This window comes from Luteimonas gilva, assembly GCF_005239095.1.
GTDB classification, from domain to species: Bacteria; Pseudomonadota; Gammaproteobacteria; order Xanthomonadales; family Xanthomonadaceae; genus Luteimonas_C; species Luteimonas_C gilva.
The window spans coordinates 699,833-714,389 of record NZ_SZUA01000002.1 but is presented as its reverse complement, the minus strand read 5'-3'; the positions used below and the strand labels follow the sequence as shown (position 1 = coordinate 714,389).

Here is a 14,557-nt window from a genome sequence, read left to right as displayed (position 1 = left end):
CCGACATGATGTTCATGATCGGACAAGGGGAACGGACGGTCGTAGTCGGGCCCGCGGAAAGCCGGCATTGTCCGCGCTGCGGCGAAGAGCGGGATTTCCTTCCGCAGTTGAAGTATTCGTTCGGCGAATTCGATCTGCTGTTCGGTTTCGTCTACAACAAGCGCTATCAGCTCGCTTGTTCCGAGTGCAACCACGGCTGGATCCTCGACACGAAAACGATGGAAGCCGGACTGGAACGCAGCCCGATACCGTTCCATCTGCGCTACGGGTTCGTCGTACTGCTGGCCTTGATCGCCGCTTTGGCGATGGCCGCTTACGCTTATCGGCATTCGAGCTGAATCTTCGCCGCGCTTGCGCCGTTTCTCGGACCGGCCGATCATCGCGCCTAACCCGGCGCGAGCGAACGGCATGGCCGATATCCAGTTCACGGACGAGGAGAAGGCGATCCTCGTCCGCAAGATCCAATCCTATTTCTCCGAAGAACTGCAGCAGCAGATCGGGCGCTTCGACGCCGAATTCCTGCTCGACTTCTTCGCCGGCGAAGTCGGCGCGTATTTCTACAACCGCGGCCTGTACGATGCGCAGGCCGCGCTGGCGGCGAAGATGGACGACATCCAGGACGCGATCTACCAGTTGGAGCAGCGCACGGATTTCAAGCGCTGAGCCGACGAGATAGGCGAATCCAGGCGATTTGCGGCAGCGACGACGCTGAGCGATTTGCCGGACTTGATCGTCGTACGCTGATCGCGCCGTCACGCGAGCGAAACCGGCGCGCGGCGACACTGGATGCAAGCTTTCGACTTGGAGGTAGGCATGAGCCTGGATCGGGAACTGGGAGAATTGGAATCGCGATTCTGGAAAGGGACGCGGAATTTCTACGATGAGCATCTGGCCGCCGAGGCCAGGGCGGTTTATCCGGAGCCGGCCGGCATCCTCGATCGGCAAGCCATCGTCGATGCGATCGACGATCTGGCGCGCTGGGAGCAGATCGAATTGCGGGACATGGCCGTGATCGAGCCTGCGCCGGGCGTGGCGATGGTCACCTACCGCGCCGAAGCGCGGCGGGCCGGCGACGATAAGGCGCACGAGGCTTTCGTCGGCAGCGTGTACGTGAAAGAAGACGGTGCATGGAAGTTGGCGTTCAACCAACAGACGCCGGTCTAGTATCCATGCGCGCCGCCATGGCTCTTTTCTTGTGGGAGCGGCTTTAGCCGCGAGCTTTTGCTTATGTCGCCACAGTATGCGGGAAAGAGCTCGCGGCTAAAGCCGCTCCCACAAAAACTCGATTCCGCATGAACACCGCACAGCTCAAGAAATTCTGCGCAAGCCTTCCCGGCGCCGAATCGCGCTTGCTGCAAGAACCGATGAATGTGCTCGTCTACTCGGTCGGCGGCAAGACCTTCGCCTATTTCAAGACCAGCGAACCGGAACGCTGGCGTTTCAGCTTCCGCGCCTCGCCCGAACGCTTCATCGAGCTTACCGACGTGCCCGGCATCAAGCCCGCGCGCTGGATGGGGCGTTGGCGCTGGGTCACCGTGGTCGACGTGCGCACCGTGCCCACGGCGTACCTACGCGAACTGGTGGAATGGTCGCACCGCAAGGCGTTGGACGCGCTCAGCGCGAAACGCCGCAACGCCTTGCTGGCGGCGAGGCCCGATTAGCGCACGGCGTCCGCTTGGGCGACGCGCTGTCCCGCTTCCGTCGCGGCCGGCGCGTACAGATAGCGGCCGGGGTGATAGGTGATGTACTCGCAGAAATCCAAGCCCTGATGGATTAAGGTGCCGCCATCGCGCCAAACGATCTTCGCGTCGTAGAGGCAACTATCGCCCGGCTCGCGCGCGATCGGGACGGTCTCGGCCGCACCCGCCTTCAAGCCACGCCGGCCGAGCCGAGCGGGCGTCCAGGCATCGCTGCCCGACGGCGACAGCGCAGGAAAGGTTGCATAGCCGAAACCGAGCGGCTCCGCTTTTGTAGGAGCGGCTTTAGCCGCGAGCTTTTTCCTTGAAATCGCGGCATGGCTGCGATTTTGCGGGAAAAAGCTCGCGGCTAAAGCCGCTCCTACAAAAAGCCGCCCCCCTGATCAGAGCGCCTCGTGTCCCAGATCCAGCTCGCGCACGCGCTTGGCGTCGCGCCGGCGCTCGACCAGCGCGCGGATGCGTTCGCGCACGCTTTCGGCCTGCTTGATGTCGCCGAGCACCAAAGTCGGCGTGGTCGCGTCGGACGTGCTGAGCACGATATCGCCGATGCCGACCAGGCGCTGCCAGAAGCTCTGCTGGAAATGCGTGTCCTTGACCCGGTACAGCTCCAAGTCGTCGGTGACGCGGTTGAACACGCCGCGGGTGGTTTTCAAGCGCTGGTCGGTGAGCGCGTAACGGGTGTTGCGGGTGACCAGCCATCGCCACAGCGCCCACGGAATCGGCACCACCAGCACGCAGGCGATCCACCAGCCCAGGTTCTGCCACTGCGAGGGCGTGCCGGACCAGGCTTCGGTTTCGGGAGTGGAGGGAAGCGCGGTGTCGGCCGGTTCCATCGGGCGTTTCCTGGGATGAAGGCGGTCTTCATCATAACGCCGGCGATCGCGAGGATCGGTCAAGCTTGCGCGAGCTGCTTTTTTGTGGGAGCGGCTTTTAGCCGCGAGCTCTTTCTGAGATCGCCGGACATGCGAGAAAGAGCTCGCGGCTAAAGCCGCTCCTACAAAAAAGCCCGCGCCGCGAAGTCAATTGCAGGCTTTGCCTTCCACGCCCATCGATGCGGCGTAGATCGGCAACGCGGCCAAATCGCCTTTCTTCGCGACATCCACCGATTCCTTCAGATAGATGCGCGAACGGCCCTGCGCATCCAACTTGGGCGGCGCGCCGGCGGCGGGCTTGCGCCAGATGCGCACTACGGCCATCTGCGACGAGCACGCGGCGCTGGGCACGCGGATCAGGTCGTTGAAGATCCAGCCGCTCTTGGCGTCGGCCTTGGCCTTGGCCGCATCGACGAAGCGGGCGCGCGGCTGGCAATTCGGACTGGTGCGCACCACCGCGAACTTGTACGGCTCGGCGGCCTGGCCGGTGAACGCGCCTTCGACCCGGGCGCAGGCCTCGGGAATCTGCCGCAAGGTGTGGACCACGCCCACGGCCTGGGGCTTGCCCACCGGACGATCGATCTCGGGCTTGGGATCGGCCGCGGCCGCAGGCAGTGCGAGGGCGGCTAGGACGATCAACGGGGCCAATCGCATGGCGGAACTCCTCGGAAACCAGGCCGGCAGGCTGGCACGGGCCGGCTGAACCGGGCCGTGACGCTCGCGGCAGCGCAACAAAAACCGTGCAAAGTCCCGGTTTGGCGGGCGCCGGGAGCCTATGCCATAGTCGGCCGGTTGCCATCGGGCATTGCCACGGGAGGGGTTCATGCTGGTTGAGTACGGTTTGTGGTTGGCGCTGCTCTGCGCCGTCGTCGCGATCGTTTACGGGATTTTCTCGGCACGCTGGATCAACGCCCAGCCTGCCGGCAACGAACGCATGCAAGAGATCGCGGCGGCGATCCAGGAAGGCGCACGCGCCTACCTCAACCGCCAATACACCACCATCGGCATCGCGGGCGCGGTGCTGCTGCTGGTGATCGGCTTTTTCCTCGGCTGGCCGACGGCGTTCGGCTTCTTCCTCGGCGCGGTGCTGTCGGGCGCAGCGGGCTATATCGGCATGAACGTGTCGGTGCGCGCCAACGTGCGCACCGCCGAAGCGGCGCGCCGCGGCATCGGCCCGGCGATGGACGTCGCGTTCCGCGGCGGCGCGATCACCGGCATGCTGGTGGTCGGCCTGGGCTTGCTGGGCGTCGCCGGTTATTACGGCCTGCTGATGTATGCCGGCCGTTCCACCGATCAAGCGCTGCACGCGCTGGTCGGCCTGGCCTTCGGCAGTTCGCTGATTTCGATCTTCGCGCGATTGGGCGGCGGCATCTTCACCAAGGGCGCCGACGTCGGCGCGGACTTGGTGGGCAAGGTCGAAGCCGGCATTCCGGAAGACGATCCGCGCAACCCGGCGGTGATCGCCGACAACGTGGGCGACAACGTCGGCGACTGCGCCGGCATGGCCGCGGACCTGTTCGAAACCTACGCGGTCACCGTGATCGCGACGATGCTGCTGGGCGGCCTGATGTCGGCCACCGTCGGCGGCAACGCGGTGCTGTACCCGCTGGTGCTGGGCGGCGCGTCGATCATCGCATCGATCATCGGCACCTTCTTCGTCAAGGCGAAGGACGGCAGCAGCATCATGGGCGCGCTGTACAAGGGGGTGATCGTGTCGGGCGTGATCGCGGCGGTGTTCTTCTACCCGATCACCACCTCGCTGATGGGCGGCTCGCCGCTCGGCGCCGGCAACCTGTTCCTTTGCTCGATCACCGGATTGCTGCTCACCGGCGTGATCGTCTGGATCACCGAGTACTACACCGGCACCCAGTACGCGCCGGTGCAGCACGTGGCCGCGGCCAGCACCACCGGCCACGCCACCAACATCATCGCCGGCCTGGGCGTGTCGATGAAGTCGACCGCGCTGCCGGTGATCGCGGTGTGCTTGGCGATCTGGATTTCGTTCTCGCTGGGCGGCCTGTACGGCATCGCCATCGCCGCGACCGCGATGCTGTCGATGACCGGCATGATCGTCGCGCTGGACGCTTACGGTCCGATCACCGACAACGCCGGCGGCATCGCCGAAATGGCGGAACTGCCGCCGGAAGTGCGCAACGTGACCGATCCGCTGGACGCCGTCGGCAACACCACCAAGGCGGTGACGAAGGGTTATGCGATCGGTTCGGCCGCGCTGGCGGCGCTGGTGCTGTTCGCCGACTACACGCATAACCTGGAAGCGGCGGGCAAGACGGCCGCGTTCTCGCTCAGCGATCCGGCGGTGATCATCGGCCTGTTCATCGGCGGCTTGATCCCGTACCTGTTCGGCGCGATGGCGATGGAAGCCGTCGGCCGCGCGGCCGGCAGCGTGGTGGAAGAGGTGCGACGCCAGTTCCGCGAGATCCCCGGCATCATGGAAGGCACCGGCAAGCCCGATTATTCGCGGGCGGTCGACATGCTGACCAAGTCGGCGATCAAGGAAATGATCGTGCCCTCGCTGCTGCCGGTGCTGGTGCCGGTGGTGATCGCGTTCGTGATGAACTTCCTGATGGGCCCCGGCGCCGGCATCCGCGCGCTCGGCGGCGTACTGATCGGCACCATCGTCACCGGCCTGTTCGTGGCCATTTCGATGACCACCGGCGGCGGCGCCTGGGACAACGCCAAGAAGTACATCGAAGACGGCCATCACGGCGGCAAGGGTTCCGACGCGCACAAGGCGGCGGTGACCGGCGATACGGTCGGCGATCCCTACAAGGACACGGCAGGTCCGGCGGTGAACCCGCTGATCAAGATCATCAATATCGTCGCTCTTTTGTTGGTACCGCTGCTCTAGATCGCGGCGGCCTAGCCGAAGCGATTCCGCACGGCACCAACTCCTCTCTCCCGCTTGGGAGAGGGCAAGCCGACGAATCCAAGCCCCGCTTCGGCGGGGCTTTTTCGTGGCTCGGATGGCCTGCTCCTGTGGAGCGGCTTCCGCCGCGAGTTCTTCCTGCATGCCGCTGGTGAAAGCTCGCGGCTAAAGCCGCTCCCACACTCTTCCCAGGAAATCCCGGCTCAAGGCGACCACCGGTTCCAGGTGCGTTTCCAGCAGCCAATGCCCGCCGTCTTCGAACAGGTGCAGCTCGGCGTTAGGCAGATCGCGCAAGTACGCGCGCGCCGCGCCGGCGGGCATGTAGCCGTCGCGCGGGCCCCAGACGATCAGCGTCGGCGGCCGATGCTCGCGAAGATAAGCTTGATAGCGCGGAAACCAATCCAGGTTCTCTTTCAATCCCAGGATCACGCGCAAGTTGATCCGGCGCCGCGCCGGCGTGGTCAGCGCCCAATGCAGGCGCCATAGGTCTTCGGGCATGCGCTCGGCGACGTCTTTTCCCACGTCGTTGAGGAATTCGTCCTTGTATCCCTCTTCGCTGATCGCCTCGGCGATCACCTTCTTGTTGGCCGCCGTCGGCGCGCGCCAATAGGCCTGGATCGCTTTGTATTTCGGCCCGAGTTGGTCTTCGTAGATGTCGCCGTTCTGGACGATGAGCGCGGCGATGCGTTCTGGCCGACGCATCGCAAGACGAAGCCCGATCTGAGAACCGAAATCGTGAAGGTACAGCGCGAACCGGCGGATTCTCAGCCTGGCGAGGAAACGTTCCAAGAAGTCGGCATAGCCATCGAAGCCGTAGTCGAAATCTTCCGGCGTTCCGCTGTAGCCCGCGCCCGGAAAATCCGGGGCCAGCAGCCGCCAGCGGTCAGCGAGCCGCGGCATGTACTGCCGGAATTCGTAGGACGAGCACGGATAGCCGTGAGGCAGCAGCACGACGGGCGCGTCTTTCGGGCCGGCTTCGCGGTAGAAGATTTCGAGGCCGTCGAGCGTCATCCTGCGATGGCGCACCGCGGTTTCGGCGGACTCGATGCGGCGAGCGCTCGATCCGCGCGCGCGTGAGGCGGGCATGGCGGGTCCTGGTCGCGAATTCCTGCGCCCGACCTTACCCAATCGCGGTTAAGGCGACGCGAATGGAAACCTGACTTCGCAGCGCGCCGCTGCCTTCTGTAGGTGCCCATCAAAAGCAGCGGGGCAAGCCCCGCTCTACAAAGCGAAAGCGGTCAGGACTCGAACGACGACGTCGCCAAATCGAACCAAGGCGTGCACAGCAGTTGCTGGCTCTCGGCGTGCGACAGCGAACCCAGCCACACCTCCGGCTTGTTCGGCTCGGGCTTGAGCGCTTTGAAATCGTCGGCGAACGGGACCACGCCCAAACACCAACGCACGCGGTCGACCGGCACGTCGGTATCCATGGCGAATTCGAAGGCGTCTTCCAAAGTCGCGCCGGGCTCCACGCGCGAAGCCAGCGGCGTCGGCGGAACGATCGGATGCGGCTTGGACAAGGGCAATGCGCGATGGCTCAAGGTGAGGTCGGCGTCCTCTTGCGAAAACGTAGGCGCGGCGACGTCGCCCTGCGTCAGCTTCTTGGTCAGCACCGCGTGCCGGTTGCCGCGGTCGAACGCCATCAACGGCGCCTTGCCTTCGTTGCGCAAGCGGTACGTCACCTTCAGCGGCGCGCCCTCGGCGTATTCGAAGCTCGCTTCGAGCGCGGCGTCCGCGCCGGCGACGCGTGCGGTGTGGCGGTCCTGCGTGGACATGGCGTTCTCCGTGGCCGTAGGCGCGGCGTCGGGCGCCGAGGCGGCGGTCAACCCGTAACCTGCGGCGAGCATCGCCAACATAAGCGCGTTCATCGGCCGCGGCAAATTTCCCATCTCGCTCTCCTTGAATTAAGACGGGCGGTGCACGAATGCACCGCCCGTTCCCGTATTCCTTCACGGGATCCCTCCCCCGTCGATCGCGTCCTTACAACGAGTAGCTCGGCCGATCCGGCAGGCCCAGCTCGCGGCGGATGCCGTTCTCGGTCAAGGCGATCGGGTTGTGGGTGGTGGCCGGCGTGGCCGGATTGCCGTCGAAATCGAAGGCCGGCGCGCTGGTCTCCAGGCCCACCGCCTGGCGTTCGGCGTTCGGCACCTGGCCGTTGTCCGGACCCGTACCGCGGTAGGTGCCCGGCTGGAAAGTGCCGTTCACGCCGTTATAGGCGTGCGACATCTCGTGATAGAGCACGACGACCGGCGCCGGGAACGCGTCCATATGGAAGGACGGGTTGTAGCTGATCTGCACGTCCGAGCCCTCGCCCGCCTTGCCGTTGCTGATCTCCGCGTCGCCGCGGCCCAGCGTCTGCGCGTAGCCGTTCTGCTCGTTGGCCAGTTCCTTGATGGTGACGGTGTTGCCGTTGGCGGCGGCCTTGTCGAACTGGGCGAGCATCTGCTGGCCGTTCGGCGACGCGCGCAGGAAGTCGATCTCGGCTTCCACGCGCTGGCGGAACGCGTCCGAACCTTCGACCTTGACGCCCTGCGTGCCGAGCTTGCTGTTGAGCTCGACGTTGACGACCACTTGGCCGTTGTCGCGCTGGCCCTGGGCGAAGCTGATCGCATCGACCGCGGTCTGGCCGTAGACCTTGTCGGCGGTGGTCGCGCCTTCGACCGTGTCTTTGCCGTCGCCGGTGTAGATGCGGTTGCCGTCGGCGCCGCTGCGGATGACGTCGTCGCCCTGGCCGCCGGACAGCATGTTCTTGCCGGCGCCGCCGTCGAGCCGGTCGGCGCCCTTGCCGCCTTCGATGAAGTCGACGCCGTCGTTGCCGGCGAGCGTGTCGTCGCCGTCGCCGCCGTAGACCACATCGTCGCCCGCACCGGCCTCGATCTTATCGTTGCCGCTGTTGCCGAACACGTCGTCGCGGCCGGCGCCGCTGCTGATGGTGTCGTTGCCGATGCCGGCGTCGATGCGGTCGTCGCCCGCGCCGGTGGTGATGTTGTCGTCGCCCGCGCCGCTGTCCACGACGATGTTGACCTTCACGTTCGGCGCGACGTTGATGGTGTCGTTGCCGGCGCCGGTGCGCAGGGTCAGTTCCTGGTTTTCGCCCAGGCGCACTTCGTAGCTTTCGCCGTTGACCGCGACGTCCAGCGTGCCGTCGTCGCGCTGGGTCACCTGCACGTCGTCGTTGCCGGTGCCCTTGGTGGTGAACACGACCTGGTCGCTGCTGACGTATTGCTGGCCGAAGCCGGCGTCGGCGATGGTCTGCTCGCGGGTGACGGTCGATTGTTCGCCCTGGCCGAGCTGCGAATTGCGGATGGTCTTGCCGTCCGGGGTCTGGCCCGCGGGCTGGCGGGTGCCGGCGGCGTTGCCGTCGATGGCGATCGCGTCGTCGGCGGCCTGGCGCGGCGTCGTTTCGATCGGGTCCGCCGTGGCGGTCTGGGTCGGGCCGGCGCCGTTCAGCGCATCCTGTGCAGCGGGGTTTTCCCAATAGCTCGGCGGCTGCGAGGTCGAGGACTGGACGGCGGGGTCGAACTGGACGGTCATGGCGCTCCCTCATGGCTCCCGGATAGGTCGGGATTGCATGTATACGCACCCGTATGGGACCGACCAAGCTAGGGCGTTCCCTAGTGTCCGGGTAAAACTCGGGATGCTGCGCCGCAGCAGCCGCGCGTAGAATGGCGTCCCCCTTCCCTCCCCGCCGGAAACGGCGCGGAACCCTGCTTCGGAGCATCCATGGGCCTGGACCTCGTCCCCACCGGCAAGAACCCGCCGGAAGAAATCAACGTCATCATCGAAATCCCCAAGGACGCCGAGCCGGTCAAGTACGAGGTGGACAAGTCCAGCGGCGCGATCTTCGTCGACCGCATCCTGTCCACGCCGATGCGCTATCCCTGCAACTACGGCTACGTACCGCACACCCTGTGCGGAGACGGCGATCCGGCCGACGTGCTGGTGATCCTGCCGCTGCCGCTGATCCCCGGTTCGGTGATCCGCTGCCGCCCGGTCGGCGTGCTGCGCATGAAGGACGAAGCCGGCAGCGACGAGAAGCTGCTGGCGGTGCCGATCGACAAGGTGTTCGCCGGCTACAGCCACATCGCCGACATCGACCAGGTCAGCCCGCATTGGTGCGAACGCATCGGCCACTTCTTCGAGCACTACAAGGATCTGGAGAAGGGCAAGTGGGTGAAGCTGGACGGCTGGGGCAATGCGGCCGAGGCCAAGGCCATCCTCAGCGAAGCGATCGAACGCTACAACGATCTGCCCGACAAGCCGAATTTCTAAGCTTCGGCTTGTGTAGAGCGGAGCTTGCTCCGCTGCTTTTTTTGTAGATCAAGTGCAGCGGAGCAAGCTCCGCTCTACAAAGCCCGCGCCCTAGGGCTTGCACTAGCTTGGCCGCGCACCTCGACGCCGCCTAGCCTTCCGCCGTCCCCCGAACGGAAGGCGAACCTATGGACGGCGTGCGTCCGGCTTTGTCCGCGAACGAGTGGTCGCTTGCGCCGATGCAGGCGCGCAAGCCCGATGCGATGGCCGCAGCCGCGGCCGACAGCGATCTGGTATCGCATCTCGAAGATTTGGCCGCGGACGACAAGCTCGTCGACTTCCTCGGCCAAACCGACGATGCGATCGCGATGGCGCAGAGCGATCCGACCTTCGCCGAAACGCTCGATCCTCTGCTGCAACGCATCCAAGGCGCCCTCGCCGAATTGCCGACGGGCAACCTGTCGCGCGCCGAACGCGACGCCGTGGAGGCCACGCAAGGCAAGCTCGATGCTTACCTCGGCAGCGTCGAACCTCCGACCGAACCGGGCGAAGTGCCCGGCGGCGGCCTGGAAGCGCACGAAAAAGCCGGCAGCCATCTGATCGAACGCCATGTCGGCAAGAGCGAGCAGGACCTGCTCGATCGGCTGAACAGGGAAAACATCAGCGCATCGTCCAGTTTCCGCGACCTGCCGGCCGCCGAACATTTCATCGCCGCCACCATCGCCGAGAACCAGCCCCAGGTGGACGCCTGGCTCGCCGGCCAGGGCGGCAAGCGCCTGGTGCTGGACGAGCGCTTCGACGCCAGCACCGGCATTTCCGTGAAACGCGGCGACACCCAGGCCGAAGACGTTTTTTCGGTGAAACTCGTGCTGGAACGTTCCGACGCGCTGGGCATCGGTTATAGAATCGTCACCGGATATCCGACCGCTCCCTGAGCTCGAGGTCCGATGAGCGACTTCCCCGCGCTGCGCAATTTCCTGTCCGCGTATTTCCACCAGGACTGGGCCGTCGAGCACGACACGCCCGGCGCGGTGGTCGATTATTTCGTCGAAGGCGAGTCGGCGCTGCAGGTGGCGCAGCTGCGCGACGAAATCGCGCGCCTGCTGGAACAGGGCCTGGACGAGGACGAACTCGCCGGCCAAGTGCGCGATTTGGGCAGCGAATACGATCCCAGCCTGGATGGCGGCAACTACCAAGAGTGGTTGCGCGATATCGAAGAGCGCCTGACCGCCTGACGCTAGGGTTTTTGTAGGAGCGGCTTTAGCCGCGAGCTCTTCCCTCCAGGTCGCAGCAGCGTGGGCGTAAAAGCTCGCGGCTAAAGCCGCTCCCACAAAAAAGAATATCGGCCTAGGGTTTCCCCTGGTTATCGCCGCGCCGCCGCGCCCGCAAAATTATAGGATCGACGGCGGAGTTGGCGGCATGCTCGATCCCGTACGCATCGGCGAACCGCAACGCGATCTGGCGCAAACGGCGCAGAAGTCCGCATCCCCGGCCGATCCCGAAAGCCTGCAGCGCGCGTTGCGCGAGGCGCCGCTGACCGAGCGCCCGCAAACCGCGCTCGACGCCGCGCAAAGCTTGAGCGACGGGCAATTGCTGGAACTCGCGCGCAGCGAGCCCGGCACGCGCGCGTTGGCCGATCTCGACGCCGCCCTCGCGCAAGCGCCCGCGCCGCTGGATACGCAAGCGCAACGCCTGCGCCTAGGCGATGCGCTGGACCGCAGCCCGCATCCTGTCGACGCGAATCCCATCGGCGCTTCGCCGGCTGCGCATCGGCCCGAACCGCTCGTCCCGTTCGGCGCGTTATCGCAGATCTTCCCGGCGCGCGTCGAAACCACGCAAACCACGGCCCGGATCGGCGACAACACCGTCACCTGGACCAACGACAGCCAAGGCCGGCCGATCCGCGCCGAAGCGAACCTGAGCGAAGTGTTCGACGGCATCGACCGCAGCAGCGAGGAAACCGACGCGCAGCGCGAAGCCGCCGACCGCGGCATCGAAGGCGACCAAGGCGGCCATCTGATCGGCCATCGCTTCGTCAAGGACCAGGGCCTGAAGAACCTGTTCCCGCAGAACGGCAATTTCAACGTCAGCGCCTACAAGACGCTGGAGAACGAATGGGCCGACTGGATCGACAGCGGCAAGGACGTGCGCATCGTGGTCGAGCTGACGCCCAAGGGCCAGGATCGTCCGAACCGCGTACGCGTGGCTTACGAAGTGACCGATCCGGCCACCGGTCAGGTCGTGTACGATCAGCGCGTCACGTTCCGCAACGAAGCCGGGCAGCATTACGAGCGCGTGCCGCGCGCGGACATGGCGAACTACTGATCGCGCCGGAGCATCGCCGCGCATGACCCGAGACGAGTTGATCGTCGAAATCGGCCGCCTGATCGCCGTCGACCGCAAGGCTTCGGCGCAGCTTTGGGACGGCTACGCGCTGATCGCCTATTACGACGGCAGCGTGTCGCAGTTGAACGGCTTCCGCTATCGCGCCGGCTCGCCCGGCGAACCGGCGACGCCCGAAGCGTTCGAGTTGGAAGACCGCATCGACGCATTGCGCGAGGCGACCCGCATCGACGGCGAAGAACCGTGGCGCGCCTGCGTTCTCAGGATCGACCGCGGCACCGGCAAAGCCACCGCCGATTTCGTCTACGACGAAGCGGAGCGTTGGCATGTGACGCCCGCTACCGCCGCCGATGTCGCCGAGCGCGCCCGGCCGTAGCCCGGGTGGAGCGAAGCGATACCCGGGAACACGCCGCGACTCATCCCCGGGTATCGCCTTCGCTCCACCCGGGCTACAAATCGCCTTTGCGCTGCGACTCAAGGATCTTCGCGTACTTGAGGAACGCGTAGAACGCCTGCGTTTTCGCCGCGAAATATCCGGCCCAGCCGTTGAGGAAATAGCGCTTGCCGAAATACAGCTTGGCGAAGGCGAACGGCGGATACAGCAACAGGCGCATGCCTAGCAGCGCCGGGCGGCGCTTGCGTTCCAGCAGGCCCGAAGAATAACGGTTGACCTTGTCGACCCGGTCCTGCAATCGCGGTTCGCCGTAATGCAGGAACGGCGCGTTCAGATCGACCGGCTCGCCGTCGATTTCCGGCGCGGCGTGCACCGGTACCGCGTTCATGCGTCCGCGCGAACGCCGGAACAGGCGCAGCTGCCAATTCGGGCGGGTGAGCGGATGCGGCCAGCGCCAGAACAGCCATTCCTGCCGCGGCAGGCGATAGCCGTCGGCGCGCGGCGCGCGCAGTTCGCGCTCGATCGCTGCGCGGCCGGCCTCGCTCAGATGCTCGTCGGCGTCGAGCAGCAGCACCCAGTCGTGCCGGGCGCGGTCGATCGCCGATTGCTTCTGCGGGCCGTAGCCCTTGAACGGTTCGACATCGACCCGCGCGCCGTGGCGCTGCGCGATCTCGCGCGTGGCGTCGGTGGAATCCGAATCCAGCACCACGATCTCGTCGCAGAACGCCAGGCTCGCCAAGCACCGCTCGAGCGTGGCCGCGTTGTCGAACGTGGTCACCACCGCCGACAAGGCCGCACGCGGTGCGGGCGAGTTCATCGGTCGCCGCGCGCCAGCAGGCTGCCGGCATACAACGCCGCCAGCAGCAAGGTGAGTCCGCCCCAGAACGTCGAATAGAACGCCAAGTGCGTATTGAGCGGGAACACGGTGACGCACAAGGCCAGCATCGCCGGCCGTGCGCGTTCGCGCGAAGGCGCATCGGCGTAGCGCCAGGCGTGCCACGCCATGGCCGCTCCGGCGAGCCATAGCAGCAGGCCGATGAAGCCGGTTTCGCTGAGGATCTCCAGCACGATCTGGTGCGCATGCAAAGCCGGGCCCACGCCCCACGCCGGCGGATGTTCGGCGTGCGGATCGCAGCCGGGGAAAGCTTCGCGGAAGCCGCGCGCGCCGACGCCGTTGACCGGATGCTCCAGCACCATGCAGGTAGCGGCTTTCCATATCCTGCCGCGTCCCGAGAGCGCGGCGTCGACGCCGCCGTCTTCCTCGGCCAAAGCATGGGTGGTGCGCTCGATGCGCTCGCGCACCTGCGGCGAAGCGACGGTGAGCGCGGCCAAGGCGATCGCGCCGAACGCGAACACCGTCAGCAATTTCTTCCAACCGAACAAGCGCCAACCCGAGAACACCAGCACCAGACCGTAGGTGATCCACGACGCGCGCGCGCCGGCCAGCAGCACCACGACGCCCACCGCCGCCGCCGCGACCAGCCAACCGGCGAAGGCGAAACGCTTGCCGGCCGCGTACAACAGGAACGGCGACAAGCTGGCCAGGACGATGCCGAGTTTCAAGTTGCAAGGACCCAGCACGCCGCTGAGCCGGTCCACCGACGCCACCGCTTCGGGCGCGCACATCGGATGGCCGCTCACCGCGCGCTTGATCGCATCGATGCCCCAGAACAACGGGCTGGTGCCGAACACGGCCTGCAGCAGCGCATCGGCGGTCCACACGGCCAGAATGATCGCCAAGCCGCCGAAGGTGATCCTGCGGCCGCGCGGGTCGCCCACCGCCGCCGCGGCCAGCCACAAGAACGGCAGATAGCGCAGATCGACCAGCGATTCGCGCAGCGCGCGGCCTTGGTCGATCGCGTCGACGGCGGACACCACTTCCGGCATCCAATAGGCGAAGAACAGCACGCTGGTCAGCGCCCAGGTCGGACCGCTGAGCAAAGCGGCGGTGCCGCGGAAACGGGCCAGCAGCAAGCGCACGATCGCGGCCAGCGCGCCGAGCACCATGACGCCTTCGGCATAGCCCGGCGCGGGCCACAAGGCGACGAACGCCAGCACCCAAGCCGGTGCCCAGCGCCAGCCGGGTGCTTTATCCAGCGATTCGCTCATCGGG

Annotated in this window: 18 protein-coding genes; 10 read left to right on the top strand and 8 right to left on the bottom strand. The window is 66.0% G+C overall.

Annotated elements, in window-relative coordinates; genetic code table 11:
• The first annotated feature begins 5 nt into the window (after positions 1-5).
• The 4 genes from FCE95_RS11190 to FCE95_RS11175 all read left to right on the top strand — a co-directional run bounded on the left by FCE95_RS11190 (position 6) and on the right by FCE95_RS11175 (position 1,661).
• Entirely contained in the window at positions 6-338 is a 333-nt protein-coding gene (locus FCE95_RS11190; protein ID WP_223266864.1) for a carotenoid oxygenase family protein, read from the top strand.
• 70 nt (positions 339-408) lie between these two features.
• Positions 409-663 (top strand): DUF2164 domain-containing protein, encoded by a 255-nt coding sequence (locus FCE95_RS11185; RefSeq protein WP_137267096.1) that lies wholly within the window; start codon positions 409-411, stop codon positions 661-663.
• Between the two features lie 150 nt (positions 664-813).
• Positions 814-1,164 carry a nuclear transport factor 2 family protein gene (locus tag FCE95_RS11180; RefSeq protein WP_189644732.1) on the top strand — a complete coding sequence of 117 codons (351 nt, stop codon included), beginning with the start codon at positions 814-816 and terminating at the stop codon, positions 1,162-1,164.
• A 128-nt stretch (positions 1,165-1,292) separates the two neighbouring features.
• Positions 1,293-1,661 (top strand): MmcQ/YjbR family DNA-binding protein, encoded by a 369-nt coding sequence (locus tag FCE95_RS11175; protein ID WP_137267094.1) that lies wholly within the window; start codon positions 1,293-1,295, stop codon positions 1,659-1,661.
• Here the strand turns inward: FCE95_RS11175 and FCE95_RS11170 are convergent.
• The 3 genes from FCE95_RS11170 to FCE95_RS11160 all read right to left on the bottom strand — a co-directional run bounded on the left by FCE95_RS11170 (position 1,658) and on the right by FCE95_RS11160 (position 3,223).
• Positions 1,658-1,873 (bottom strand): hypothetical protein, encoded by a 216-nt coding sequence (locus FCE95_RS11170; protein ID WP_137267093.1) that lies wholly within the window; start codon positions 1,871-1,873, stop codon positions 1,658-1,660. The genes FCE95_RS11175 and FCE95_RS11170 overlap by 4 nt on opposite strands.
• A 207-nt stretch (positions 1,874-2,080) precedes the next feature.
• Positions 2,081-2,530, bottom strand: a complete 450-nt coding sequence (locus FCE95_RS11165) for a PH domain-containing protein (protein ID WP_137267092.1) — start codon at positions 2,528-2,530, stop codon at positions 2,081-2,083.
• A 186-nt stretch (positions 2,531-2,716) separates the two neighbouring features.
• Positions 2,717-3,223 (bottom strand): hypothetical protein, encoded by a 507-nt coding sequence (locus FCE95_RS11160; protein ID WP_137267091.1) that lies wholly within the window; start codon positions 3,221-3,223, stop codon positions 2,717-2,719.
• Positions 3,224-3,392: 169 nt separating this feature from the next.
• Between FCE95_RS11160 and FCE95_RS11155 the strand changes: the two genes are divergently transcribed.
• Positions 3,393-5,438: a sodium-translocating pyrophosphatase gene (locus tag FCE95_RS11155; protein ID WP_137267090.1), complete on the top strand. Its 2,046-nt coding sequence runs from the start codon at positions 3,393-3,395 to the stop codon at positions 5,436-5,438.
• 183 nt (positions 5,439-5,621) lie between these two features.
• Here the strand turns inward: FCE95_RS11155 and FCE95_RS11150 are convergent, their stop codons facing one another.
• The 3 genes from FCE95_RS11150 to FCE95_RS11140 form a co-directional block, all read right to left on the bottom strand.
• A complete protein-coding gene (locus tag FCE95_RS11150) occupies positions 5,622-6,542 on the bottom strand; it encodes an alpha/beta fold hydrolase (RefSeq protein WP_137267089.1) in 921 nt (306 codons plus the stop codon).
• 152 nt (positions 6,543-6,694) lie between these two features.
• Positions 6,695-7,324 carry a hypothetical protein gene (locus FCE95_RS11145; RefSeq protein ID WP_223266863.1) on the bottom strand — a complete coding sequence of 210 codons (630 nt, stop codon included), beginning with the start codon at positions 7,322-7,324 and terminating at the stop codon, positions 6,695-6,697.
• 112 nt (positions 7,325-7,436) lie between these two features.
• Positions 7,437-8,990, bottom strand: coding sequence for a M91 family zinc metallopeptidase (locus FCE95_RS11140; protein ID WP_137267087.1), 1,554 nt, complete (start codon positions 8,988-8,990; stop codon positions 7,437-7,439).
• 189 nt (positions 8,991-9,179) lie between these two features.
• On the opposite strand from FCE95_RS11140, the gene ppa reads away from it, so the two are divergent.
• The 5 genes from ppa (at position 9,180) to FCE95_RS11115 (ending at position 12,426) form a co-directional block, all read left to right on the top strand.
• Positions 9,180-9,728: an inorganic diphosphatase gene (gene ppa, locus FCE95_RS11135; protein ID WP_137267086.1), complete on the top strand. Its 549-nt coding sequence runs from the start codon at positions 9,180-9,182 to the stop codon at positions 9,726-9,728.
• 167 nt (positions 9,729-9,895) lie between these two features.
• Positions 9,896-10,642, top strand: coding sequence for an RNase A-like domain-containing protein (locus tag FCE95_RS11130; RefSeq protein WP_137267085.1), 747 nt, complete (start codon positions 9,896-9,898; stop codon positions 10,640-10,642).
• 12 nt (positions 10,643-10,654) lie between these two features.
• A complete protein-coding gene (locus tag FCE95_RS11125) occupies positions 10,655-10,942 on the top strand; it encodes a contact-dependent growth inhibition system immunity protein (protein ID WP_137267084.1) in 288 nt (95 codons plus the stop codon).
• A 184-nt stretch (positions 10,943-11,126) separates the two neighbouring features.
• Positions 11,127-12,032: a DNA/RNA non-specific endonuclease gene (locus FCE95_RS11120; RefSeq protein ID WP_137267083.1), complete on the top strand. Its 906-nt coding sequence runs from the start codon at positions 11,127-11,129 to the stop codon at positions 12,030-12,032.
• Between the two features lie 22 nt (positions 12,033-12,054).
• Complete coding sequence (locus FCE95_RS11115) at positions 12,055-12,426, top strand: antitoxin YezG family protein (protein ID WP_137267082.1); 372 nt, start codon at positions 12,055-12,057, stop codon at positions 12,424-12,426.
• A 73-nt stretch (positions 12,427-12,499) separates the two neighbouring features.
• Here the strand turns inward: FCE95_RS11115 and FCE95_RS11110 are convergent, their stop codons facing one another.
• Together FCE95_RS11110 and FCE95_RS11105 are read right to left on the bottom strand one after the other, a co-directional pair.
• Complete coding sequence (locus FCE95_RS11110; protein WP_137267081.1) at positions 12,500-13,261, bottom strand: glycosyltransferase family 2 protein; 762 nt, start codon at positions 13,259-13,261, stop codon at positions 12,500-12,502.
• On the bottom strand, positions 13,258-14,553 hold the full coding sequence (locus tag FCE95_RS11105; protein WP_137267080.1) for an O-antigen ligase family protein: 1,296 nt from the start codon (positions 14,551-14,553) through the stop codon (positions 13,258-13,260). Before FCE95_RS11105 ends, FCE95_RS11110 begins: the two co-directional genes overlap by 4 nt.
• Between the last annotated feature and the right edge of the window lie 4 nt (positions 14,554-14,557).

Excerpts from the sequence above, each read along its gene's own strand:
- FCE95_RS11155 (WP_137267090.1), top strand. The coding sequence starts at position 3,393 with ATGCTGGTTGAGTACGGTTTGTGGTTGGCGCTGCTCTGCGCCGTCGTC.
- FCE95_RS11120 (WP_137267083.1), top strand. The coding sequence starts at position 11,127 with ATGCTCGATCCCGTACGCATCGGCGAACCGCAACGCGATCTGGCGCAA.
- FCE95_RS11125 (WP_137267084.1), top strand. The coding sequence starts at position 10,655 with ATGAGCGACTTCCCCGCGCTGCGCAATTTCCTGTCCGCGTATTTCCAC.
- FCE95_RS11175 (WP_137267094.1), top strand. The coding sequence starts at position 1,293 with ATGAACACCGCACAGCTCAAGAAATTCTGCGCAAGCCTTCCCGGCGCC.
- ppa (WP_137267086.1), top strand. The coding sequence starts at position 9,180 with ATGGGCCTGGACCTCGTCCCCACCGGCAAGAACCCGCCGGAAGAAATC.
- FCE95_RS11180 (WP_189644732.1), top strand. The coding sequence starts at position 814 with ATGAGCCTGGATCGGGAACTGGGAGAATTGGAATCGCGATTCTGGAAA.
- FCE95_RS11140 (WP_137267087.1), bottom strand. The coding sequence starts at position 8,990 with ATGACCGTCCAGTTCGACCCCGCCGTCCAGTCCTCGACCTCGCAGCCG.
- FCE95_RS11185 (WP_137267096.1), top strand. The coding sequence starts at position 409 with ATGGCCGATATCCAGTTCACGGACGAGGAGAAGGCGATCCTCGTCCGC.
- FCE95_RS11110 (WP_137267081.1), bottom strand. The coding sequence starts at position 13,261 with ATGAACTCGCCCGCACCGCGTGCGGCCTTGTCGGCGGTGGTGACCACG.
- FCE95_RS11115 (WP_137267082.1), top strand. The coding sequence starts at position 12,055 with ATGACCCGAGACGAGTTGATCGTCGAAATCGGCCGCCTGATCGCCGTC.
- FCE95_RS11165 (WP_137267092.1), bottom strand. The coding sequence starts at position 2,530 with ATGGAACCGGCCGACACCGCGCTTCCCTCCACTCCCGAAACCGAAGCC.
- FCE95_RS11105 (WP_137267080.1), bottom strand. The coding sequence starts at position 14,553 with ATGAGCGAATCGCTGGATAAAGCACCCGGCTGGCGCTGGGCACCGGCT.
- FCE95_RS11130 (WP_137267085.1), top strand. The coding sequence starts at position 9,896 with ATGGACGGCGTGCGTCCGGCTTTGTCCGCGAACGAGTGGTCGCTTGCG.
- FCE95_RS11145 (WP_223266863.1), bottom strand. The coding sequence starts at position 7,324 with ATGAACGCGCTTATGTTGGCGATGCTCGCCGCAGGTTACGGGTTGACC.
- FCE95_RS11150 (WP_137267089.1), bottom strand. The coding sequence starts at position 6,542 with ATGCCCGCCTCACGCGCGCGCGGATCGAGCGCTCGCCGCATCGAGTCC.
- FCE95_RS11160 (WP_137267091.1), bottom strand. The coding sequence starts at position 3,223 with ATGCGATTGGCCCCGTTGATCGTCCTAGCCGCCCTCGCACTGCCTGCG.
- FCE95_RS11190 (WP_223266864.1), top strand. The coding sequence starts at position 6 with ATGATGTTCATGATCGGACAAGGGGAACGGACGGTCGTAGTCGGGCCC.